Source organism: Methylobacterium sp. A52T, assembly GCF_053346095.1.
The window spans coordinates 17393-40921 of sequence record NZ_JBKFBI010000010.1; the positions used below are offsets into that span (position 1 = coordinate 17393).

Annotated in this window: 17 protein-coding genes; 8 read left to right on the forward strand and 9 right to left on the reverse strand. The window is 69.8% G+C overall.

The genetic code is table 11. From position 1 onward, the window contains the following. Nucleotides 1–12: 12 nt before the first annotated feature. On the reverse strand, nucleotides 13–1785 hold the full coding sequence (locus ACLBYE_RS04440; RefSeq protein WP_447693203.1) for an ethylbenzene dehydrogenase-related protein: 1773 nt from the start codon (nucleotides 1783–1785) through the stop codon (nucleotides 13–15). A 751-nt stretch (nucleotides 1786–2536) separates the two neighbouring features. Between ACLBYE_RS04440 and ACLBYE_RS04445 the strand changes: the two genes are divergently transcribed. Both ACLBYE_RS04445 and ACLBYE_RS04450 read left to right on the forward strand, forming a co-directional pair. Beyond that, complete coding sequence (locus ACLBYE_RS04445; protein WP_447693246.1) at nucleotides 2537–4135, forward strand: porin; 1599 nt, start codon at nucleotides 2537–2539, stop codon at nucleotides 4133–4135. Nucleotides 4136–4697: 562 nt separating this feature from the next. Then, nucleotides 4698–4991: a hypothetical protein gene (locus ACLBYE_RS04450; RefSeq protein ID WP_020091594.1), complete on the forward strand. Its 294-nt coding sequence runs from the start codon at nucleotides 4698–4700 to the stop codon at nucleotides 4989–4991. A 78-nt stretch (nucleotides 4992–5069) separates the two neighbouring features. Here ACLBYE_RS04450 and ACLBYE_RS04455 read toward each other — a convergent pair whose 3' ends face one another. From ACLBYE_RS04455 to ACLBYE_RS04470, 4 genes are all read right to left on the reverse strand, one after another. Further along, a complete protein-coding gene (locus ACLBYE_RS04455) occupies nucleotides 5070–6455 on the reverse strand; it encodes a sensor histidine kinase (protein WP_447693204.1) in 1386 nt (461 codons plus the stop codon). Further along, nucleotides 6442–7122, reverse strand: coding sequence for a response regulator transcription factor (locus ACLBYE_RS04460; protein ID WP_447693247.1), 681 nt, complete (start codon nucleotides 7120–7122; stop codon nucleotides 6442–6444). Before ACLBYE_RS04460 ends, ACLBYE_RS04455 begins: the two co-directional genes overlap by 14 nt. 176 nt (nucleotides 7123–7298) lie before the next feature. Continuing rightward, nucleotides 7299–8684: an efflux RND transporter periplasmic adaptor subunit gene (locus ACLBYE_RS04465; protein WP_447693205.1), complete on the reverse strand. Its 1386-nt coding sequence runs from the start codon at nucleotides 8682–8684 to the stop codon at nucleotides 7299–7301. Beyond that, nucleotides 8684–11950, reverse strand: a complete 3267-nt coding sequence (locus tag ACLBYE_RS04470) for an efflux RND transporter permease subunit (RefSeq protein WP_447693206.1) — start codon at nucleotides 11948–11950, stop codon at nucleotides 8684–8686. The genes ACLBYE_RS04465 and ACLBYE_RS04470 overlap by 1 nt, the downstream gene beginning before the upstream one ends. Nucleotides 11951–12540: 590 nt before the next feature. Here ACLBYE_RS04470 and ACLBYE_RS04475 point away from each other — a divergent pair. From ACLBYE_RS04475 to ACLBYE_RS04485, 3 genes are all read left to right on the forward strand, one after another. Continuing rightward, the gene (locus ACLBYE_RS04475) at nucleotides 12541–12828 is read left to right on the forward strand and encodes a hypothetical protein (RefSeq protein WP_447693207.1); all 288 of its coding nucleotides are present in this window, start codon (nucleotides 12541–12543) and stop codon (nucleotides 12826–12828) included. A gap of 183 nt (nucleotides 12829–13011) precedes the next feature. After that, a complete protein-coding gene (locus tag ACLBYE_RS04480; protein WP_447693208.1) occupies nucleotides 13012–13317 on the forward strand; it encodes a hypothetical protein in 306 nt (101 codons plus the stop codon). Nucleotides 13318–13434: 117 nt separating this feature from the next. Continuing rightward, entirely contained in the window at nucleotides 13435–13686 is a 252-nt protein-coding gene (locus ACLBYE_RS04485; RefSeq protein WP_020091601.1) for a PilZ domain-containing protein, read from the forward strand. 115 nt (nucleotides 13687–13801) lie between these two features. Here the strand turns inward: ACLBYE_RS04485 and ACLBYE_RS04490 are convergent, their stop codons facing one another. After that, a complete protein-coding gene (locus ACLBYE_RS04490) occupies nucleotides 13802–15091 on the reverse strand; it encodes a D-serine ammonia-lyase (protein WP_447693209.1) in 1290 nt (429 codons plus the stop codon). Between the two features lie 108 nt (nucleotides 15092–15199). On the opposite strand from ACLBYE_RS04490, the gene ACLBYE_RS04495 reads away from it, so the two are divergent. Then, a complete protein-coding gene (locus ACLBYE_RS04495; protein WP_447693210.1) occupies nucleotides 15200–16156 on the forward strand; it encodes a LysR substrate-binding domain-containing protein in 957 nt (318 codons plus the stop codon). Between the two features lie 52 nt (nucleotides 16157–16208). Here the strand turns inward: ACLBYE_RS04495 and ACLBYE_RS04500 are convergent, their stop codons facing one another. After that, nucleotides 16209–17099, reverse strand: coding sequence for a LysR family transcriptional regulator (locus tag ACLBYE_RS04500; RefSeq protein WP_447693211.1), 891 nt, complete (start codon nucleotides 17097–17099; stop codon nucleotides 16209–16211). Nucleotides 17100–17221: 122 nt separating this feature from the next. Between ACLBYE_RS04500 and ACLBYE_RS04505 the strand changes: the two genes are divergently transcribed. Then, entirely contained in the window at nucleotides 17222–18100 is an 879-nt protein-coding gene (locus ACLBYE_RS04505) for an SDR family oxidoreductase (protein ID WP_447693212.1), read from the forward strand. Nucleotides 18101–18153: 53 nt separating this feature from the next. Here ACLBYE_RS04505 and ACLBYE_RS04510 read toward each other — a convergent pair whose 3' ends face one another. After that, the gene (locus ACLBYE_RS04510; RefSeq protein ID WP_447693213.1) at nucleotides 18154–19065 is read right to left on the reverse strand and encodes a LysR family transcriptional regulator; all 912 of its coding nucleotides are present in this window, start codon (nucleotides 19063–19065) and stop codon (nucleotides 18154–18156) included. 95 nt (nucleotides 19066–19160) lie between these two features. On the opposite strand from ACLBYE_RS04510, the gene ACLBYE_RS04515 reads away from it, so the two are divergent. Next, nucleotides 19161–20255: an aldo/keto reductase gene (locus tag ACLBYE_RS04515; RefSeq protein ID WP_447693214.1), complete on the forward strand. Its 1095-nt coding sequence runs from the start codon at nucleotides 19161–19163 to the stop codon at nucleotides 20253–20255. A 55-nt stretch (nucleotides 20256–20310) separates the two neighbouring features. On the opposite strand, the gene ACLBYE_RS04520 is transcribed toward ACLBYE_RS04515, so the two are convergent. Continuing rightward, nucleotides 20311–23514 (reverse strand): glycosyltransferase family protein, encoded by a 3204-nt coding sequence (locus tag ACLBYE_RS04520; protein WP_447693215.1) that lies wholly within the window; start codon nucleotides 23512–23514, stop codon nucleotides 20311–20313. Between the last annotated feature and the right edge of the window lie 15 nt (nucleotides 23515–23529).

The window sequence follows — 23529 nt, forward strand, 5'->3', positions numbered from 1 at the left end:
CGCGCTCCCGGCTCAGCGCAGAAGGACTTCGACCGGCCGCATGTGCCGCGTGTGGCGCGTCTGCGTGTGATCGAAGGCCGAGACGTACAGGTAGAACGTGTTTCCGGGCAGGAAATCGACGTCGTACTTGCTGCCGGTCGCGATCTTGCGCGCGGCGACCAGGGTCCAGTGGTCGTCGGCCCAGTCGGCGGCCGCCGAGATCCCGGCGCGGTCCCCCGTATAGCCGTCGGTCATGAGCACGCCGGGCATCACGGTGCCGACCGGGATCTCCGCGTCGGCGGCCGCCGAGTACGGCACCGTCTCGGTCTTCTCGACCATCCACCACGCCGAGCCCGGCGACGTGCTGGCATCGAAGTCGAGATCCACAGTGCCGAGCCTGGCCACCGTCGCCTGCCAGTCCTTGGGAAGCCGCAGCGGCTCGACCGCGCCCGCGTAGCCGCCCGGACCCTCGAACTTGAAATTGTAGCGGTACGCGCTGGTGCCGGGATCGCCCCAGTAACCGGCCTGGTAGCGGCCCTTCACGTCCCGCTCGGCGGCGGTGGGGTCTGTGGGCGGGCCGATATGCATGTCCTCGACGACGCCGAGCATGCCGCCGCGGGCCGCCTTCCACTGCCACATGTCGATGTAGCTGCCGTCGGTGGTGTAGTGGTAGCCGCGGCCGTTGAGCGGGGCGGGGGCGTCGGGCAGGGGCCGGGCGCCGAGATGGGTCGACCCGCCGCTGCCGAACGCGTCGGATCGCGAGAAGATCACCGCCAGCTTGTCCTCGTAGTAGGCGGTCACGTCCGCGCGCGCCGCGTCCGCGTCGAGGAGGTGCCAGCCGTCCGCCTTCTTGATCATCGGGACGCGCTTGAGCGAGCGCGACGGGTCCCACCAGCGGAAGGCGAAATACACGTTCGTCGCGTCGCGCACGGCGCGGATCTCGACGGTGGTCTCACCGGTCCCGCCGAAATTGGCCCCCTGCATCGTCCGGACCGAGACCGGGCGCGCGGTGCGCCAGACCGGGTCGTCGAGGAGCTTCGACAGGTCGGGCCCGGCCGACACCTTGTCGATCACCAGCGTGGAGCGGCCTCTCACATCCGCGAAGGCGAGGCCGCCGACGACGGGGAGGCCGATGATGGCGGCGGCCAGGAGCGGTCGCCGCCGCCGCGCCGCACCGTCCGCCAGGGCCGCCGGACGGAACAACCGAAGGAGCTGCCACAGGCCGCCGTACATGAAGTGCGCGAGGGTATGGACCGCGATGTAGGCCAGGGCGACCAGCGCGCAGGTGGCGTGCAGCCAGACCACCCAGCCGCCATAGCCGAGGTAGAGCGCGACCCCGGTACCCGTCAGGACGAGCGTGACGGCGTAGATCAGCCAGTGCAGCGCGACGTTGATGCCGCCCCACCGTGCCTTCCGGGCGGCCTTGCTTCGCCCGCTGACACGGAGGGCGCGGAGCCGCGACAGGCCGTTGCGATCCGTGAGACGCCCGCGCACGAGGTAGACCAGATAGGCGGTGATTCCGAAGAACAGGGTCAGGCCGGCCACGAAGTGGACGGTCCAGACTTCACCTTGCGGAAGCAGGGGCGCCAGGAACTTCGCGGTCCGCGCCACGGGTGCGTCGGCCGAGATGCGCAGGCCCGTGAGCAGGCTCGCCACCATGGCGATGGCGACCACCCAGTGGATCACGATGGTCCCGACATCGGAGCGCGGATGCCGGTCGACCTGCGCGGCGGCTGTACTACGCCACCCGGGGGCGGTCTCGGCTCCGCCGGGCGAAGGCGGCGCGAGGGTCAGCGGTTCCGACATTCGATCCTCCGCACCGTCGCCGCAAATTGGACACGCTACGTTAGAACTTTGTAAATCATGATGCCGGCCGCGCGATATAGCCGAGCATTGCAATCTATAACTCTTGATCGATATGCTTAACGGGGGTCTCGGCTCGGTCGGTCAGTCGGGAAGGCCGCTCCGCTCCGCCGCGGCGCAAACCGTTTCAGGTCGCGCGTCGATGGGAGGTGGACGCGGCCGACAGGGTACGGCCTCAGAGCGGCACCTCAGCCACCTGTCACGACAGAGCGCTCAGTCAGGAATGCTTGGAGACAGGGTCTCATAGCGCCGGCACGGGATCTGTCGCCGGATCTCGGGGAGCAGGCCTGATAGGGCGGCAGATGCCTCTTCATCCCTGCTAGCGACATCCACGGCGCAGAACTCGAGGTCTCGGTCGGCGGAGTCCACGCGATGGACCGCGCCATCAACCAGCCTCGCTGAGCCGACGCGGCCGCGATCCGCAGCTCGCCTCGCCCGCGCACTCCCAATTCCGTGATCAATTCAGATACAAAAACAAATTTCAGGAACCCAATTCCGGTTGAAAAACGCAATCGCAATTTATTTGTAAAATCAAATCTTGACAGATACGGTCAAGCTGCCGAGCGATAGAGCGGCCAATTCTCAAAAACTACTGCGAAGTCGCACCGTGTCGGAACCCGTACACGTGCGTGAACGCGGATCATTGGGTTGACGCTGGCAGTGGCACGACCACGGCGTCGGATGCGGGGATATGATGACCAGAATCAAGGCGCTGTTACTGGGCTCCTCGGCCCTGATGATCCCGATCGGCGGTGCGTACGCTGCCGATCTCCCGACGTTTAAGGCTGCGCCGGTCGAGTTCGTACGCGTTTGCAACGCCTACGGCGCCGGCTTCTTCTACATCCCCGGGACCGATACCTGCATTCGTCTGTCCGGACGGGCGCGGTATGACTTCCTGTATCAGACCAGCAAGGTTCGCACGGGCGGCGGCGGCGACCTCACCGGCTATCTCGGCCTGATGCGTCTGAACCTCGATTCGCGGACCCAGACCGATTACGGAACCCTGCGCGCCTTCCTGCGCATCGATGTCGCCAACCGCAGCGGCCCGTTCCTGACCTCGGGATCCCGGCAGCGCGAGAGCTTGGCCATCGCGGGCCTCGGCGCCGACGCCTTCGGGCGCACGCAGACCTACGTCAACGCCGATAAGGCCTTCATTCAGTTCGCCGGGCTCACTGCGGGCCGCGCGTCCTCCTTCTTCGATTTCTACGCGCACGACTTCGAGCTGATCGGCGGCACGGCCGGCTCCGATACGTTCAGCACGAACCTGCTCGCCTACTCGGCGATCCTCGGGAACGGCATCACGCTGACCGCCTCGATGGAAGATCCGACCTATCGGCGCTTCCCGATCTTCGGCACCGGCTCGGCCGTCGGGGCCTTTACAGTCGGCGGCGGATTCGCGGGCTACAGCAACGCCTTCAATCCGTTCACGCCCTCGACCTGGCTGGCGCCGATCGTCGTCGGTCCCGGCAACGTCGCCTTCGTCGACGTCACCCAGAAGAGCCGCATGCCGGACTTCGTCGGCGCGGCCCGCATCGACCAGGCCTGGGGCTCGGCGCAGCTCTCGGCCGCCGTCCACGAGATCAATGCCGGCGACGCCGGCAGCACTGTCGCGGGCATCACCACCGCCACGACCGGCCTGGGCATCTCGCCGACGGGACGCGCCTCGAACGCCTACGGCTGGGCAGTCCAGGGCGGCCTGAAGGTCAACCTGCCGTTCAACGCGACGGGCGACACGCTCTACCTCCAGGGCGCCTACGGGCAGGGTGCCATCGCCTATACGGGCATCTCCAACTACACGGCGCCGTACGACGCCCTCGGCGCGGCGCCGGTCGGCGGCGGCTCGTTCGCGCAATACTACGCGGACGCGGTGCTCAACCCCGCGACCGGCCGCCTCGAACTGTCGACCTCGTTCTCCGCTGTCGCCTCCCTGCTCCATTACTGGTCGCCGGCCTGGCGCTCGGCCTTCTTCGGCAGCTACGCGCAGATCGACTACAACTCCAAGGGGCGCAACGCGCTGGGTCTCCTCGGCTTCGGCTTCGCCCCGGCCGGCGCCAGCGCGTCGAATGCCCTGGCCTTCGCCACGAGTCCCATCCTCCGGGGCAACAACCAGATGATCACCGGCGCCAGCCTGATCTGGACCCCCGTGAAGGATCTCGATATCGGCGTCGAGGGCGAGTACATCCGCACGGCGCTCAACAGCGGCGTCACGCCGGACATCTCCAAGAACGCGCTCCGCTACGTCAATTCGCAGGATGCGGCCCAATTCCGGTTCCGCGTGCAGCGGGATTTCTGAGCCGATCCGGCGAGCCTTCGCGGACGCGAGTCCCAGTCTCGAGCCCGGCCGCACGGCCGGGCTTCTCTATTTGGAAGACGAAGTAAATGTTCTCGTAAATTGCGCCATATTCAACAAATAAAAGATCTTTTGCTTGCGATCGGCGCGGAATCATCTACAACAGAGTCAGCTCTTCAGCGGCTTGCTTCGCCGCCGAGCGAGCGGATGCTATGGTTTCAGAGTGGCTGGCCCGGGTACCAGGGCAGGGCCGGTCTGACCCAGAGCTTCAGACCCATACGACTTCGCCGACCGGGCAACCGGTCGGCTTTTTCGTGCTCGCTGCCGGCGCAAGCCGGGCAGGATTGTCCGTCAGGCCTGGGCGACACAAGCACCGATCCCGGTGACCGGGATGTAGCCGACCTGAGGCCATCCTCCACGAGAAATTCAAAAATCGTTTCAACATTGAAGCCCGTCCAAAGAGCGAAAGAATTATTCCGCAATAAAATATAGAGTTTAAATGGGTATTGCAGCATCTTACTACCACGTCGCCGGTGAGCGACAGCTTGTGTAACGGGAGATTATCATGAAGAACATTGTCCTGGCCTGCTCGATGGGCGCGATGCTGATCGCGGGACCTGCTCTCGCTCAGGACGGTGGCGCGACCATCGACCCTAGCCTCATCGTTCGGACCAACGGCAGCGGCCTCGACGCGTGGTCCGCCTCCGAGGGCAACGACAAGGCGGGCGGCATGTGGGAGGGGGCGACCGGCTACAGCGCCGCGATCCAGCGGCCCAGCGCGGTCGAGACCGTTCCGGCCAATCGCCAGTGGAGCCATCTCAACAGCCGCGAGCGCCGCCGCGGCCAGCCCGCCTACTGAGCGCTCACCCGGCACGGCCCAGCGCCCGGCACGTCCCGCGATGCGGGACCGGCCGGGCGCGACGGCGTGACGACGGCGTCAGAGGGGTGCGGCCGGCAGGAGGTCGATCGACGGGTGACCCGAGACGCTGTGCGTCCAGCTGAGGGTCACGCGGCAGCCGCTCCCGTCGGAGGCGATGGCGAAGGTGGCGCTGTGCAGCCGCGCGATGGAATCGACCAGGCTCAGGCCGATCCCGAACCCGCTCTTGTCGGTCTTCAGCGCGCCGCGGCGGTACCGGGCGCGCACGGCGCTCAGTTCCTCCGCCGGGATGCCGCAGCCCGTATCGGTGACCTGGATACCCGTCGGATTCCGGAGCAGCGCGACCGTCACCCGCCCGCCGGCCGGCGTGAACTTCAGGGCGTTGTCGATCAGGTTGCTCACCGCCTCGAAGATCAGGCTGCGGTCGCCCTCGATCGCGCACGGGCCGTCCGGCCGCTCCCAGAGAAGTCGGATGTCGCGCTCGATCGCCAGGGGCTCGTAGTACTCCACCGCATCCTCGAGCAGCCGGCCGAGATCGACCTGGGTGAAGCCCGATCGGCGCAGGCGGTCCTCCATCTCGGAGATGCGCAGCAGGGCCGAGAACCGGACGACGATGCTCTTGACCTCGGCCAGGACGTCCTCGTTGCAGGCGCGGAAGGCCACGACGCTGTCGGCCTTGCGCAGCGACCGCTCCAGCGTGCCGACCACCCGGGTCAGCGGGGTGCGCAGGTCGTGGGCGATGTTCTCGTTGACGCCCTTGATCTCCAGCATCAGCCGCTCGAGCTGGTCGAGCATGTCGTTGACGACGCGCGTGAGGTGAGCGAGGTCGGCCGAGACGCCGCGCGTCGGCAGGCGCTCGCTCAGGTCGCCGCGCATGATCCGCTCGACCGCCTTGGTGATCGCATCGTTCTGCCGCAGCGAGCCGGCGCCGAACACCACGGCACCGATCAGGCCGATCACGATGGTGGCGGCCATGCCCCAGACGAAGGTCTCGACCAGCGCCTTCTCGAGGGACTGAAGATCCTGGGCCGACCGGCTGACCAGGACGTACTCGCCGCTCGGAAGCTCGGTGAGCTGGCTGAAGAGCGTGCGGCTGCGGTGATCCAGCGGCTGCGCCAGGATGAACGGCTTCCCGATCGGCGCCTTGTCGGGGAAGGCGATCGGCGCGCCTGCCCGGCGGACGCGGTCGGGCCCGAACAGGACGAGCGGGCGGCCGCCCTCGGCGAAATCTTCGGAGGCGTCGATCCGCTCGCGCAGCGCGCGCGGCGACAGGCTCAGGAGGTGCTTCGATTCCCACTCGACCCACTCGAACGCGGCCTTGCGGCCGTAGCTGCGCGTGTCGACGTAGAGAAAGCCCGAGAGCGCGAGCGAGGCGGTCCCGAAGGTCGCGAAGAACAGGCACGCGACCCGGAAGCCGCTGGTGCGCCGGACCTCAAGAAGGCGCACGGAGGATGAAGCCCGTGTTGCGCACCGTGTGGATCCGCGGGTTCAGCCCGTCGGGATCGAGCTTCTTGCGGATCTTGCCGATGTGGACGTCGATGACGCTGGATTGGTGATTGAAGCTGTAGCCCCAGACGGATTCGAAGATCATCTTCCGGCTCACCAGCGTGCCGGCGTTCTGCATCAGGAACTCGATGATCGCGAACTCCTTGGGCAGGAGCTCGATCTCGCGGCCCCCGCAGTGGAGGACGCGCTCGATCAGGTCGAGGCGCAGGTCGCCGACCACGAGCTCGTTCACCGCCTCGGCCGCCATCTTGCGCCGCGCCAGCGCGTCGACGCGGGCGGTGAGCTCGATGAACTCGAACGGCTTGGCCAGGTAGTCGTCGCCGCCGGCGCGCAGCCCGTCGACGCGCTCGTTGACGGCCGACAGGGCGCTGAGGATCAGGACCGGCGTCGAGACCTTCGCGGCGCGCAGCTCGGTCAGCAGCGACAGGCCGTCGATCTCCGGGAGCATCCGGTCGAGCACGATCACGTCAAAGTTACCGTCCAGGGCCTTGCGTAATCCGATGCTGCCACTCGGCGCTTCGTCGACCTGAAATCCGTATTCCGCGAGGGCCGAACCGATCTCCGCGGCGACCCGCCGGTCGTCCTCGACTACCAATACGCTGGCCATTCGTTTTTCCTTCTTATTTTGTATTCGCCGGCCCTGTCTGGTCTCCTGCGGCTCGGAGGGAGGGGTGGAATTATCCTCTTCGGTCCCGGAGTCAAATGCGATCCGGTCGCGGCGGCCAATCTGCGTCATCGGCTCGGCGAAGCTTACAAGAGAGCGGGGGATCTGGACCATGCGCCTCACTCCGCGCTCGCCTGCTCGGAGAGCTTGGCTGTCGGGACCTGGGACGCGACGGAGCCCCGGGGGATGACGCGGGTGCCGTCCTGAAGTCCGGCGGGCGGGTTGAGAACCACGGTCTCGCCGCTGTCGAGGCCGCTGCGCAGCTCGAGGCGCGTGCCGAGATCGCGCGCGATCGTGATCGGCCGGAGCCGGACGGTGTCGTCCGCCCCGACCACGGCCACGCGCGTCCCGTCCGCGTCGAAGATGAGCGCCTCGGACGGCACGATCACCCGCGGATGCGTGCGCGGCACCGCGAAGGTCACGGCGACGTAGAGGCCCGGCCGCAGGATTCCGTCGGGATTGGCGACGTCGACCTCCGTGTCGAGCGTCCGCACCGAGGATTGGAGAGCCACCGAGCTGCGCGAGACCGTGCCGTCGAAGGTCCGGTCCGCGATCTGCGCGACCTGGACCCGCGCCTTCACCCCGTCGCGGATGCCCACGGCGGCCGATTGCGGCACCTGCACCGCGACGCGCAGGACATTGGTGCTGTCGACCGTGAAGAGCGGCGTCCCGGAGCCGGCATCGCCGTGGACGAGGTCGCCGACATCGACCTTGCGGGCGGTCACGATGCCGTCGAACGGCGCGACGACGTTCTCGAAGGTGGTCAGCGTGCGGAGCCGGTCGACGGTCGCCTGCTGGGCGGTAATGTTGGCTTCCGCGACCTTCACCTTCGCCTGCGCGGCAGCGAGGGTCGCGGTGGCGGTCAGCATCCCCGCCCGGGTCTGGTCGGCGTTCTGCTTCGAGGCCCAGCCTTGCCCGGCCAGCGTCGCGGTGCGGGCGTCGGTCACGTTGGCGAGCGTCACGCTGGCCTTGGCCTGCTCCACATCCGCCTGCGCCACGGCGAGTTGTGCCTTGAACTGGCCGAGCTGGGCCTCAGCCTGCCGGGCCTGCTGGTCGAGGTCCGGCGCGGCGATCCGGACGAGGAGATCGCCCTTCTTGACCCGCGAACCGATATCGACCCGGCGCTCGGCGATGTAGCCGGTGGCGCGGGCGAAGATGTCGGCATGGTCGAAGGCCTCGGTCTGGCCCGGCAGGGTCAGCGTCATCGGCCCGTCATCCACCCGCGCCGGTCCGGTGCGGACCGTGGGAACGAAGTTCACGGCCTCGGCCTGCGTCACCAGGGAGGCTTGGTAGGTTTCCCAATGGTGCCAGGCGCCGAGGCCGAGGGCGCTGCCGAGTGCCAGGAACGCCACGAGGAACGGGCGCTTGCGCGGCGGCGGCGGCACGGCGTGGACCAGGGCCTCGCCGGCTCCGTCCTGCCGCAGCGGGTCGGTCTCGGCCGCGTGCTGGTGCGCCCGCGCGGCGGCCTCGGCGCCGCTCCCGGGGGCGTCGTTGAAACGGGTCATCAATAATCCTCGAGGGGCTTGATCGGGTTGCGGCGGAGCAGGGTGTAGAAAAGGGGGACGAAAAGCAGGGTCGAGACGGTGCCCATCCCGATCCCGCCCATCACCGCGCGGGCGAGGGCGGCGTTCTGCTCGGCGCCTTCGCCGGCCCCAATCGCCATCGGGATCAGGCCCAGGAACATCGCGGAGGCGGTCATGAGCACCGGCCGGAGGCGGGTATGGCCGGCCATCAGGGCGGCCTCGCGGGCCGAGCAGCCCGTGGCCTCGCGGTGCTCCTTGGCGAAGGTGACGAGCAGGATCGAGTTCGCGCTCGCCACCCCGACCGACATGATCGCGCCGAACAGGGCGGGGATCGAGAACGCCGTGCTGGTGATGAACAGGCTCATCACGATGCCGCAGAAGGCGAGCGGCAGGGCGGCGATGACCACGAAGGGATCGACCCAGGTCTGGTAGTTCAGGACGAGGAGCAGGTAGACCGCCACCAGCGCGATCCCGAGCCCGAGCTCGATGCGCGAGAACGCGCTCTCCATGCTCTCGATCTGGCCGCGGACGAGGATCTTGTCCGGGGCCGGGAGCCGGACCTGCTCCTCGGCGACGATCCGGTCCACGGCGTTGCGGACGCTGCCGAGATCGGCGTTCTGGACGTTGGCGAGGATGTCGAAGGTCGGCTGCTGGTTGACGTGGTTGATCACGGTCTGCTCCGGCTGCCGCTGCATCGTGGCGATGTTCGACAGCAGGATCGGGATGCCGGGCCGGTCATGCGCGTCCGTGTGCACCGAGACCGGTGTGTTCATCAGCTGCGCGATGTCGGCGTTGCGCCACTCCGGCGTCTGGACCCAGAGCTGGTACGGCATGCCGGACTTGGGATCGGCCCAAAAGTTCGGGCTGACTTGGAAGGAGCCCGAGAGCGAGACGTTCAGGTTCTGCGCGATGGACTGCTCGCTGACGCCCATCTCGGACGCCAGCCTGCGGTCGACGTTCACGTACATCTGCGGGGCGTCGACGATCTGATGCAGGTGGACGTCGACGGCGCCGCGGACCGCCGCGATGCGGCGGACGAGGTCCTGCGCCACGGCGAGATCCTCGGCATCGTGCCGCCCGGAGACCTGCACGTCGATCTGCGCGACGGTCCCGAAATTCAGGATCTGCGTGATGATGTCGGACGGCTGGAAGTAGAAGGTGTCGTCGGGGAAGGCCTGGTGCAGGACCTGGCGCAGCCGCTTCTCGTAGAAGGAGATCGGCTTGTGCTCACCCTTCAGATTGATGAGCATCTGCCCGTCATTGTAGGCGACGAACGACGCATCCATGAAGGCGAAATTGTAGTTCGAGGCCGGGAGGCCGATGTTATCCAGGATGAGCCCGAGCTCGTCCTTCGGAACCACCTGCCGGACGACGTCCTCGACCTGCGCGAAGGTCTTCTCGGCCTGCTCGATCCGCTCGCCCGGCCGGGTGCGGATGTGTAGGGTCATCTGGCTGGATTCGATCTGCGGGAAGTAGTCCTGCCCCACGAAGGGGAAGATCGCGCCGGTCACCGCGAAGACGGCGAGCGCGCCGCACAGCGCGCGGGCCGGGTGGCCGAGCACGGCGGAGAGGAGGCCGACATAGCCCGCGTGGAAGCGCGCGAAGCCGCGCTCGAACGCGTTGCGGAAGGCGAGGGCGCCGCGCAGCGGATATCGGAGCAGCCAGGCGAGCGGCCGTGTCGGCGCGCGGAGGATCCGGGCGAGGATTGAGCGACGGCGGGGCGGCGACGCCCCATCGACCTCGGCGGCCGGGCCGTGATGCCGGGCGTATTCCGGGGCGACCAGGACGTCGATGAGGATCGCCACCAGAGTCCGCGACAGGAGGTAGGAGGTCAGCATCGCGAAGACCACCGCCTCGGCCTGCGGGACGAAGAGGTAGCGGGGCGCATCCGTGAGGAAGAAGACCGCCGAGAAGGCCGAGCAGATCGCCAGCGTGGAAATCAGGGCCGGCTTGGCGATGCCGGCCACACCCTCGACCACCGAGCGCCGGAAGGAGAAGCCCTCCTCGAACATCCGGTAGGTGTTCTCGATGGCGACCGTCGCGTCGTCCACGAGGATGCCGACGGCCAGGGCGAGGCCGCCCAAGGTCATCACGTTGATGGTCTGGCCCATGGCGACCAGGATCGACAGGGAGGTCAGGATGCAGAGCGGGATGGAGACCAGCACCACGATGGTCGAGCGCCAGGAGCCCAGGAACAGCAGGATGGCGAGCCCGGTGAGTCCCGCCGCGATCACCGCCTCGCGCACCACGTCGGAGATGGCGTCGGAGACGAAGACCGACTGATCGAACAGCGGCGTGATGGTCATGCCCTTCGGCGCGGCCGCGCGGATGTCCGGCAGGGCGGCCTTGACGGCGTTCACGACGTCCAGGGTCGAGGCCGCGCCGTTCTTGAGGACCTGCAGCAGGACGGAGTGGTGGCCGTCGGCGCGGACGATGTTGATCTGCGGGGGCGAGCCGTCCCGAACATAGGCGACGTCGCGCAGCAGGACCGGCTGATTGTTCTCGACCTTGATCGGAATGCGGTTGAGCTGATCGACCAGCTGCGGGCTCGAGTTCAGCCGCACCGTGTATTGCTGCGTCCCGATCTTCGCGAGGCCCGAGGGCACGACGAGGTTCTGCTTGAGGACCGCGTTCAGGACATCGAGCGGCGTCATGCCGACCGCGCGCAGCTTGGCGGGGTCGAGATCGACCATGACCTGACGCGGCGCCCCGCCGTAGGGGGAGGGCAGGGTAGAGCCCGGCACCTCGGCGAGCCGCCGGCGGGTCCGGTACTGCGCGTAGTCGAAGACCCTGGTGAGCGGCAGCTTCGAGGACGACAGCGCCATCTGGATGACGGGCACCGACGAGGCGGAGAAGCGCATGATGACGGGGGGCTGCACGCCCGGCGGCATGCGCGAGCGGATCGCGTTCATCGCCGAGTCGACCTGGGTCATCGCCAGATCGATGCTGACCGCGGAATCGAAGTAGATCCGCTCGGTCACCGTGCCCTGGATCGACGTCGACTCGATCCGGCGGATGTTGTTCACGTTACTCGACAGCGAAAACTCGCTGTAGTTCGTGATACGCTGGACCATGTCGGTCGCGTCGAGACCGTTATAGGTCCACACCACCACCACCACCGGGATATCGACGGCGGGCAGCACGTCCTTCGGCGCGACGGTGATCGAGCCGAGCCCCGCGAGGAACATGAGGACGGCAAGAACATAGAAGCTCTTGCGAAATTTCAGAGCGAACCGGACGAGTTCCATGTGATCAGTCGGGTGTCCCGCCGTGGCCCGGCTCCCATTCCCGCGGTGTGTCCGCGTGCAATGGGCGCCGATCAAGCCTCGCGTGCGAAGAGAAGGCAGGGCGAATGCCCGGCACGCCGAAGTTATAGTCCTGGCAAAGACACTCTTCGAATGAATTCGGCCTGACAAAATAAAGCGCGTTTAAGAAACTTAAAGCGGCAGCGGATCTCTAAAGTGCGTCGCGAATCCGATGCTTGCACTGTCTCCGTCCCAGGCCGCGGCCGGACGGGCGCGCATCGAATTTTAAAGAAAATTTCTCAAATCAATTCCGTTTTCACTGCTGAAAAGCCTATTTGATTGCAGTGCGCGCTCGGCTTGCGACATCTTCCGGATGTCGAGATGGGCTGACCCGCCAACGTCGCTGAAGGCAGCGCGTCGCGGCCACGCGGTGATCCCGTCGGGCGGCTGTTCCGAAGCGCGCACGCGTTGTGGCGGGCCTGCTCGCAGAGACCGGCCGCTGACGCCCGCGGCGGTCTCGTCGAACACATCCAGGACATCCGGAGCGCGGCGTCCGCGCTGCCGATCTCGTGCGCGCGAGGAGGCGCGGGCCTATGACCAGACGATGTCTGCTGATCCTGGTCTCGGTGCTCTCACTGGCGCTGCAGACCGGCGTGGCGCTGGCCGAGAGCGAAATGCCGGCAGGGGGCGCCTTCATGAGCAGTTACACGTCGGATCCCTACTTCGACCCGCGGTCACGGTACTCGCAGGCACACGCCACCGGAGACATCCGCGGACAGCCGATGCTCGTCGAACCGGGCGACGCCCGGCCGCCTTGCGAGCTCTTCGACACGGCCTGCGCGGCCGCCTTCGAGCGCTCACGCCCCCACGCATATCGCTAGGGCCGGCGCCGTAACCGCACCACCCTGCAGCCCGACACCGGTCCGACATCCCGGCACCGGCGGCTCGCGCCGGGGGGGCCGCAGTCGACGATACCTGTGAATTCTTGAACCAAGTTATATCGCAAGGCGTTTGCGCGCTCTATCCCGTTGGAAATTGCACGTTGACGGCGTGCGGGATGAGCAATGATTGAACAGGGCCCACGGATAGCGCGCGAATTCCATGTCGGCGTCGGCGGCGACCGGTGGGCCCTGATGCGCGACCTCCAGACCGGGCAGCCCTACGTCTCTCACTGCCCGGGCGATGACGCACCGGAAGTCCAATTGGATCTCGGTTCGTTCCTCGTGCTGTTCACCGGGGAGGAGCGGGAGAAGCTGCTCCGCCTGATCGGGTCGCTCCTGCCGGACGAGGACGCGCGTGCGGGCGCTGACGGCCGGCCCGGCACGTCGCGGCCGCTGACCTTCGTCTCCCGGTGGCTTCCCAACCGGTAGGTCGAAACGTCGGTATTAGCCACTTCGACGCGAACTTTAGGCGCAATTGAGTTCAGTTCGTAAACCGCTCCTTGATCGGTTGCCCCTTATGCTCCGGCGCTCTAGCGCGGAGTACTTATGGACAACCAGCGCAACGCCCGACGCGTCTCCGTCAACCTGAGCGGATGCATCTCGGTGGCCGGCCATCCCGCCATCCCCTGCGTGGTGCACGACATGTCGCGGTGGGGTGTTCGCCTCCGGCTCGTCGGGACCGAGCGGGTGCCTCCCGCGTTCACGCTGACGATCGACGCCACCGACACGGTGATCGGCTGCGAGACGGTCTGGAAGAACGCCGATGAGATCGGGGCCCTGACCGACCTGATGGAGTGACCGGCGGCCGGGTCTGGCCCTCGCTCCGGATCGGCCCCGGATCGCTCGGCGATCCGGCACGATCGAGGAGCCGCGGCCGCGCGGTCTCGGATCCCGAGCCGGCGTCCAGCGCGCCTCAACCGCGGGCGAGGGCCGCCTCGAATTCCTCGGCCGGGAGGTGCGCGCCGCCGGTCGTCCAGATCACGTGGGTGGCCGCGGCGCCGACCTCTGCGGGCAGCGTGGTGGCGAAGCGCCCGGCCGCCGCGAAGCCCGCCGCCGCCGAGGGCTCCAGGCGCAGCCCCGCCTCGGTCCACATCACCCTGAGCCAGCGGTACAGCGCGTCGTCGGGCACCGTGACCACGGCCGCGACCAGCTTCTCGAGCGTCCGGGCCACGAGCATCGACGCGGAGGCGCAGGCCAACCCGTCCGCCGCGGTGCGGTTGTCGAGGCCGACATCGTAGACGCTGACCGGGCGGTCGAGACCGGCCGCGAGCTGGACCAGCATGCACGGGGACGCGACCGGCTCGACGAAGACCGGGTGCACGGCGTCACCGAACAAGAGCTTCAAGCCGAAGGCGACGCCGCCCGGCGCGCCGCCCACGCCGCAGGGCAGGTAGACGAACAGGGGTTGCGCCGGCCCCACCGCGATCCCGGCCTCCGCGAGCTGGCGCTGAAGGTCGAGGGCCGCGGCCGCGTAGCCGAGGAACAGGTCGACGGAATCCTCGTCGTCGACGAAATGGGCGTCCGCGCGGCCGGCGAACGCGCCGCGGGCCGCCGCGACCGCCGCTCCGTAATCGCCGCGATGCTCGACGACGCGGGCGCCGAGTTCGCGCAGGCGCTGCTTCTTCCACGCCTTGGCGTCGTGGGACATGTGGACCTCGACCGCGAATCCGAGCGAGCGCCCCATCAGGCCGACGCTGAAGCCGAGATTGCCGGTGCTGCCGACCGCGATCACATGGCGGGCGAACAGGGCGCGGAATTCCGGGTCGGCGAAGGCCGCGTAGGATCGCCCCTCGGTGAGCAGCCCGGCCCGCGCGGCCAGGTCCTCGGCATAGGCCAGGACCTCGTAGACGCCGCCGCGCGCCTTGATGCAGCCGGTCACCGGCAGCGCGTGGTCGGCCTTCACCAGCACGCGCCCGTCGGCGCCGTCCAGGACGTCCCGGGACAAGCGCTCTTCCAGCGGGACGAGCGGCGAGTCGATCCGGCCGGCGCCCTCTTCGGGGAAGAGGCGTGCCAGGAGCGGCGCGAACCGCTGCCAGCGCGCCACGGCCGCGTCCACGTCGGCACGGCCGGTCGCGAGTCCGGGCAGGACGGACGCGGTGGCGTCCAGCGCCGGGTTCATCCAGACCGTGGGGCTGGCGCGCCTGACCGCCTCCGGGATCCGGTCGCCCGGCGGTTGAGTCTGCATCCCGTCGACGGCTGCCATGGCGCTCCCGATCCTTCCCGGTTCATCCGCACCGACCCTGCGCGAGAGACGCCCACGCCGCCAATTATATTCTCTGGCGCGGTCTATTAGGCCAGCTTATGATCTTGCATGCCCCTGAGGCTCGACGCGCGCCTAGCCGGCGACCTGTTCTTCTTCCGCGCCCTGGTCGAGGCGGGCGGCTTCGCCCGCGCGGGCGATCGCCTCGCCGTCACGCAGAGCGCCGTCACGCAGCGGATCCAGCGGCTGGAGCGGCGCCTCGGCTACCCGCTGCTCGAACGGGGCGCCCGCGAGATCCGGCTGACCGCCGCGGGTCACGACCTGTTCGCCGCGGCGCGGAGCGGCTTCGACGGGATGGGCGAGGCCCTGCTCCGGGCGGAACGGCGCGAGGGCCGGGAGACGCTGCGGATCAGCTGCATCCCCTCCCTGGCCTCGGAGTGGCTCGCCCCCCGCCTGAGGGCCTTCAGCGACACGCATCCCGATATCGACGTCGCCGTCTTCGGGGAGACCCACGACCTGGATCCCGGACGCATGGCGCAGTCCGGTATCGACGTCGCGATCCGCTACGGCCCGGCGCCGCCTCCCGGTGCGACGGTCGTCTTCGACCATCCCGAGCCGGTCTACCCGGTCTGCGCCCCGGCCTACCGGGATGCGGCCGCGGAGCCCGGCGGGGCCGTCGTCCTGCTCCACGACGCGACGCCGTGGGAGGCGGCCACGAGCGTCTCGGAGGAGTGGGATCGCTGGATACGCGTCCACGGGGCGCCCTGGGGCGGCCGCATCCAGAATCTCTACTTCAACCTCGCGCAACTGGCGCTGCGCGCCTCGCTCGGCGGCTCGGGCATCGCCCTGGGGCGATCGCTGATCGTCGCGCCCTACCGCGCCGACGGGCGACTCGTGCCCGCCTGCGACGCGGCTGTCATGAGCGGGCTCCGGTACTTCGCTCTCGTGCGTGCCCTGCCACCCGCGGGGCCGGCGGCGGCCTTCGTGGACTGGCTCGGCCGGACGATGGCGGGTCCGCCGGGCTCGCCCGAGGCGCCGCGTCGGGACGGTACGGCGGATCGCGGATAGGGCACCGTCCCGCGCGCGCCGCGCTCGGCGCCGCTCGGCTCGAACGCTCGACCTACCGGCGGGCGGGTCGATCCGTCGACAGCGCGGCTGCCAGATGGGCGAGGAAGGCGTTCACCTTGGGACTGACCAAGCGCCGGGACGTGTGGAGCGCCCAAAGCTCCGTCGGCGGCCCCTCCAGCCATCCCCAGCAGGCGAGGCGTCCGGCCGCCACGTCGCCCCCGACCAGCGAGCGCGGGAGCAGCGCCGCGCCGGCGCCCGCCACCACGGCGTCGCGCAGCATCGGCAGCGAGGACAGGCGCAGGACCGGCACGGGCGCGTAGAACCGGCGCGTCCGGCCGTCATGGACCTGCCACGTCTCGTCCTGACGCGGCGTCCAGCGCACAGCCGCCGGCACGGTCGCCGCGTCGGTCCCGGCCGACGGTTCGGGACGCGGGACCTCGGGCGGCGCCACCAGCCAGAGCTCGTCCCGCAGGACGCAGCGCCCGACGAGGCGCTCATCCGGCTTCGGATTGACCCGGATGATCACGTCGAAACCCTCCTCGATCGGGTCGACGAACCGGTCCTCGGCGCAGATCTCCAACTCGACCTCGGGATGGGCGCGGGCGAAGTCCGCGGCGACGCGGCCGAGTTGCGTGTCGGACAGGAGCAGCGGCGCGCTCACCCGGAGCCGCCCGCGGGGCCGGTCGAGGCCGCCGCCGACGACGGCGCCGGCCTCCGCGATCTCGCTGAGTAGCGGCCCCGTCCGGGCATGGAGGAGCGCCCCCGCCTCGGTCAGGCGCAGGCTGCGCTCGCCCCGCTCGATCAGCCGCGTCCCGAGGCTCGCCTCGAGCTCGGCGACGCGCCGTGACAGCGTCGCCTTCGGCCGCCCGCTCGCCCGGGCGGCGCGGCCGAAGCCGCCGTGGCCGGCGACGAGATTGAAGTCGGCGAGCGCCGCGAGGTCCATGTGCTGTTTCAGATCCGGGACACCCAGTCCCGATCTTGCCGACTATGGCTCAGAAAAGGAACGGCGCATCTTCGGGTCATCGGCGGCCCGCTCGGGGCCGCCCCGCATCCAGGAGATCCGCCATGACCATCCTCGTCACCGGTTCCACGGGCCGCATCGGCTCCGCCGTCATCGATCATCTCGTCGCCGAGGGGGCCGCCGTGCGCGCTCTGACCCGCTCGCCCGAGAAGGCGCGATTCCCATCCGGCGTCGAGGCCGTCCGCGGCGATCCCGCCGACATCGACGCGATGCGCGCGGCGCTGGTCGGGGTCGACACCCTGTTCCTGCTGGTCGCCAACGCACCGGACGAGCTGACCCAGGCGATCACGACGCTCAGCCTCGCCCGGGACGCCGGCGTGCGCGGCATCGTCTACCTCTCGGTCTTCAAGAGCGAGGCCTTCGTCGATGCCCCGCACTTCACCGGCAAGCAGGCCGTCGAGCGGATGATCGCGGCCCTCGACCTGCCCGCCACGGTGCTGCGGCCCTCCTACTTCATGCAGAACGACCTCGCCCAGAAGGAGCCGCTCCTCGGGGCCGGCCTGTATGCCGTGCCCCTCGGGCAGGCCGGCGTCTCGATGGTCGACGTGCGCGATATCGCCGAGGCGGCGGCCAACGCGCTGCTGCGCCGCGAGCGCGCGGCCGACCGTCTTCCGGCCGAGACCTACGACGTCGTCGGCCCGGACGCCCTGACGGGCGACGCCCTGGCGGAGATCTGGTCTGAGGCCCTCGGGCGCGCGGTCCGGTACGGAGGCGACGATCTCGACGCGCTGGAGCAGCGGCTCCGGGGCTTCGCTCCCGCCTGGCTCGCCTATGACCTGCGGGTGATGATGCGCCGCTACCAGGAGGACGGCGCCGTCGCGACCGAGGCCGAGGTTGCGGGCTTCGCGAGGCTTCTCGGCCGCAGGCCGCGCAGCTACCGCGACTTCGCGGCCGAGGTCGCCCGCGACTGGCGGGGCGCCTGAGCGGCGAGGCCCCGCGGGTACGGTCTCGCAGGCACTGTCACGCGGGCACGCTCTCACGGGCGGGGAGGCGACGGCGCCTCCCGCCACCGCAGCGCGTCGATCAGGCTGCGCAGGGCGGGCGTGACCTGCCGGTCGGGGTAGTAGAGGTGGCAGCCGGGAAACGACGGACACCACGCGTCCAGCACCTGGACGAGACGGCCCGCGGCCAGGTCGTCCGCCGCCTCGTCCTCCAGCATGTAGCCGAGACCGGCGCCGGCCCGGATCGCGGCGGCCGCGAGCCGACCGTCGTTCACGACGAGCTGGCCGGCCGCGCGCACCCGGATCTCGCGGCCGTCGCGGGCGAACTCCCACGGCAGCAACCCGCCGCCGCCGACGAGCCGGTAGTTCACGCAGCGATGCGCTTCCAGGTCGGCCGGGCTCTCCGGGCGCGGGTGGCGGGCGAAGTAGTCCGGGGTCGCGACGACCACCGTGCGCAGGTCGGGTCCCACCCGGACCGCCACCATGTCGCGCTCGACCGTCTCGCCGAAGCGGATCCCGGCGTCGAAGCCGGCCGCGACGATGTCGGTCAGGGGGTCGTCCACGATCACCTCCACCGAGACGGCCGGGTGATCGATCAGGAAGGCGGGCAGCCGGGGTTCGAGGATCGCCCGCGCGGCGTACGCGAAGGTCGTCAGCCGCAGCCGCCCCGATGGCGCACCGCGCCACTCGGCCAGCGCGTCGAGCCCGCGCGCGACGTCCTCGAGCGCGGGGCCGACCGACCGCAGCAGTCGCTCGCCGGCCGGCGTGAGCGCGACGCTGCGGGTGGTGCGGGCCAGCAGGCGCACGCCGTGACGCGCCTCCAGAGCCCGCATCGTGTGGCTGAGCGCGGAGGGCGACAGCCCCATCTCGGCGGCCGCCCGCGTGAAGCTGCGATGGCGCGCAACCGCCGCGAAGGCCGCCAGATCGTCGAGGGTGCCGCGCCGCATTCCTGAACCCTGCTCACAGGCGCATGCGGAATACCATGGCTAATCCCGATCCGGACGCCGGACTACGTCCAGGCCCTCAACAGTGAGGTGCGGCGATGGATCTGAGGCACTATCGAACCCTGGGACGCTCGGGTCTGGCCGTGAGCCCGCTGGCGCTCGGGACCATGACCTTCGGCGCCGCCCGCTGGGGCAGCGACGCGACGGTCTCGGCGGCCATCTTCGACCGCTACGTCGAGGCGGGCGGCAACTTCCTCGATACGGCCGACGTCTACGCGGGCGGCGCGAGCGAGACGATGCTCGGCGACCTGATCGCGGCGCGCGGTCTGCGCGACCGCCTGGTCGTCGCGACGAAGTCCGGCTTCCCGCGCGCCCAGGGCACGCCGCTCGCCGGAGGCAACAGCGCGCGGAACATCCGCTCTGGTCTCGAGAGCTCCCTGCGCCGTCTCAGGACCGGCTGGATCGACCTGTACTGGACCCATGTCTGGGACCGGACCACGCCGCCGGAGGAGGTCCTCCGGGCGCTGACCGACGCCGTCGCGCGCGGCGACATCCTGTACTACGGATTCTCGAACGCGCCCGCCTGGTACGCGGCGCAGATCGCCACCTTGGCCCGCGCCCACGGCCTCCCGGAACCCATCGGCCTGCAATACGCCTACTCGCTGCTCGACCGGGGCGTGGAACTCGACGTGCTGCCCGCGGGCCGGGCCCTCGGGCTCGGGCTGGTGCCCTGGAGCCCGCTGGCGGCGGGCCTGCTGACCGGCAAGTACGGCCGCGAGAAGCTCGCTCAGGCCGGGCCGGCAGGCTCGCTCCCGGACCGGGCCGGCGACGCGGCCGAGGGCGGCAGCGACGGCCGGCTCAACGGCGACAATCCCTTCGGCGGCATGCTGTTCACCGAGGCGAACTTCGCGGTCGTGGACGTACTGCGGGCGGTCGCCGCGGACGTCGGTCGCCCGATGGCGCAGGTGGCGCTAGCCTGGGTCGCGCGGCGCCCCGGCGTCGCCTCGGTCCTGGTCGGGGCCAGCCGCCCGGAGCAGCTGGCGCAGAACATCGCCGCCCTCGAGGTCGTCCTGACGCCCGAGCAGCAGGCCTGCCTGGACGAGGCCGCGGCTCCGCCGCAGCTCAATCCCTACTTCATCTTCGAGCTGCCGACGTCGCGCATCTTCGGCGGTCAACGGGTCGAGGCGTGGTAGGTCCGCGTCCGGGATCGGCTCGTGGGATCGAGACCGGGCTCGCCGGTGATCCCCGTCACTCCGAACGCGCCACCTGGGTGCGGAACAGCGTCGCGAGGGTCCGCAACGTCCTGTTGTGCGGCTCGGCCAGGGACACCGTGTAGGCGCCCGGATCGATGTTGGGGACGGAGGCAGTGATGCGCACCGTCCGCTCGTCGATCTTGAGGACGGGCGCCCGCCACGTCTGACCGTTGGTGCCGCGGAACACCGCCAGCGTGTCCTTGCCGAGCCGGGGCGCGGTCCCGGAGAACGCGACTTCCGCGGCCCAGAGCTGCCCCGGCGACACGCGGAGCGCGTCGCCGGCATCCGGCAGGCTGTGGTGCAGATCCGGGACGTGCGGCGGGCCGCTGACGAGGTGACGCGGCTCCGGAACGAAGCGCACCGGCGGCTCGGTGTCGGGGGCGATGAAGATCGAGGCGACGTCTTCGAGGATGCGCAGGCTACCGTCGGCGATCTGGACGATCGCGAGCGCGTAGCGTCCGAAGGACATCCCCGCGACGTCGATCTGGCCGGTGAAGCCGGACGTCGCGGCCGCGGGTTCTCCGTACCACTTGGCCACGTCCGGACGGAGATCGCTCTGCAGGGCGACCCACGATGTCCCGGTGCGACCCGTCAGCCGCAGGTAGATCGCTCTCGGCGCCGGCCCCGAGACGTGCAGCCAGCCGCGCAGGAACATGGAGGCCCGCGCGACCACCGACGAGAGATCCAGGCTCCGGTTCAGGCGCTCGTCCGTCCGCAGCACGTCGAGGCTCCAGCCGCACTCGCTGCGCCGGACCGGCCTCAGCGTCAGACGCCGGAACGCGTCGGGCAGCTCCGGAACCGGGCGGGCGCGCGCCGCCGCCATCGCGGTGGGCGAGGCTTCCGGCGCGCGGGCCGCCTCGTCCCACGCGATCGCCGCGCTGGTCCAGGAGGCGGCGTTCGTCCGGTATCCCAGGGTCTCGAGCCGCAGGTCGAAACCGTGCCGCAGGTGGCTGGGGACCCGTCCGTGGCGGAGGGGCCGCGCCCCGATCAAGCGCTCGTAGAGGGCGCGGACCGACCCGAGGTGGCCCTCGGTGTCGGGGAAGGATTTCCGGCCGATGGAGGCCTGCATCCCGGCGAGGCGGGCGCGATCGTAGTGCAGCGCGATGAGGCGCGCGCGGACGGCGCCGGCATCGTCCGGCGGGACCTTGAACCCGTCGACCCCGTCCTCGACGCGCTCGGCCAGGGCCCCGATATCGGCGACGATCGGGACAAGGCCCGACTGCCACGCCTCCGTCAGCGCGATGACGAACGTCTCGGGCCAGGTCGAGAGGTGCAGCGAGACATCGCAGCCGGCCAGCAGGCCGCCGATCGCGTGCTGCTCGTAGGCGCCCGTGACGGTGACCTGATCCGGTCCGAAGCCCGCGACCGCCTCGCGGTACGGGTCGTCGATGCGGCCGATCACCTTGAAATGGATGGGATAGGCCTCGCAGCTCCGGATCAGGTTGATCGCCTGCTGGCCGCCCTTGTGGGCCGTGAGGTTGCCCAGGATCGCCACGGTCAGCCGATCGGCGTCGCGCCTGCGCTTCGACACCGACCGCGCCCCGGTCGGCGCGGTGTTCGGCGCCACCATCGGGATCTCGACGATCCGGTCGGCGGGGATGCCGGGGAAGTAGCGCCGGAGGTATCCCGCCGTCGCGGGCGTGCTCGTGACGAAGGCGTCGATCGCGTCGGTCACCAGGGTCATCATGCCGTCGCGGCGCGCCTTGGAGCCGGGCGGATACTGGCTTCCCGAGACCAGGCAGGCGTCGCACTGGTCCGCCCCGCGATTGACGACGTCGCAGAACCGGCCGGTGTGATCGAGCAGCAACCAGCGCTCGCAGATCAGGAAATGGTCGTGCAGGTGGTAGACGGTGGGTATGCCGCAGGCCCGCGCGATCAGCGGCAGCGACAGCGGGACGTGCATCAGGTGATGAATGTGGACGAGGTCGACCTGATGCTCGAACAGCAGCCTCTGGAAGATCCCCTCCACGAACGGGTCCGTCGAGAGCGGCGGCGCGACGGGACCGCAGGCGAAGCTCTCCGCGATCCCGGGGCCCTCGAGCCGGAGCGACCAGCGCCCGTCGCCGAAGACCGGGAAGAGGAACAGGACGCGGTACGGCTCGCCGAGCTCGGTCAGCAGTTCCTGATAGACCTCGACCCCGCCACCGGGACGATGCCCCATCCGGTTGTGGGTGAGCATCAGGACCGTGCGGGGCGCTGAAGGAACGAGGTCCGGCCGGCGCGTCCGCGTCCGGCGCCGGTCGATCACCGCGTCCAGGATCGTCGCCACGCGATGGTCGTAGAGGTGTTCGGCGCGGGTCCGCGCTTGCGCGGCGCGCGCGCGCGCGATGCGGGCCTCCGGGTCGGTCAGGGCCGTCAGGATCGCCTCGACCGCACCGGCCTCGTCGTCGCAGAGGGCGATCTCGGCGTCCGGCGTGTAGTAGGCGGCCGTCTCCGGCTCGGGCGACACGACGACCTGGTAGCCGCCCGCGAGCGCGGTCTCGAACAGCCGCGGCGGCGGCGTCGAACCGGTCGCCTGATCGGCGCGCGCCGCCGAGAAGATCCGGGGCAGGGTGAGCACGACGCGACTGCGGTTCGCCAGGAGGGCGAAGTCTCGGTTCCCGCAGCGCCAGTCCGTGACGAGCGCCTCGTCCTCCAGCTCCGGCGGACCGATATGCGCGTTCCACGGCAGCGCCAGCTTGAACTTCACGTCCCGCGGCAGCTTGGCCGAGAGCGCGTTCAGGGTCGCGACCCTGTTCGGCCACGCCGTCCCGATGAAGAGGAGATCGTAGCGGTAGCGCGCGTCGTCCTCGAGCACCGGGAGATCGTGGAAGAGCGACGAGGCGCCGAGGGCGAGGTGGTGCGCCCGGCCCCCGTAGGCCGGGACCGTGGCGAGGTCGTTCGTGAAGACCAGATCGAAGGCCCCCGACCCGCGCACGTTCGCCTCGCGCTCGTACGGATCCTCCGTGGTCCAGAGCACGCTGGTCCGGGCGAGCCCCGCGAGCCGACCGACCAGGGGGGCGTGCGCCCGCGCGCCGCCGAAAGCGATCAGCGTGTCGAGACCCTGCTCGACGAAGGTGGCCAGGGCATCGCCGTGCCCGCCGACATGGACCCGGCCGACCGCGGGATGCCGGCGCAGCGCGTCCGCGATGGCGAGCACGAGGTAGCGGTTGTGGGTCTGCGGCTCGGTGTCGAGCAGCAGGATCGACAGGTCGGACATGCGCGGTCTCGTCCG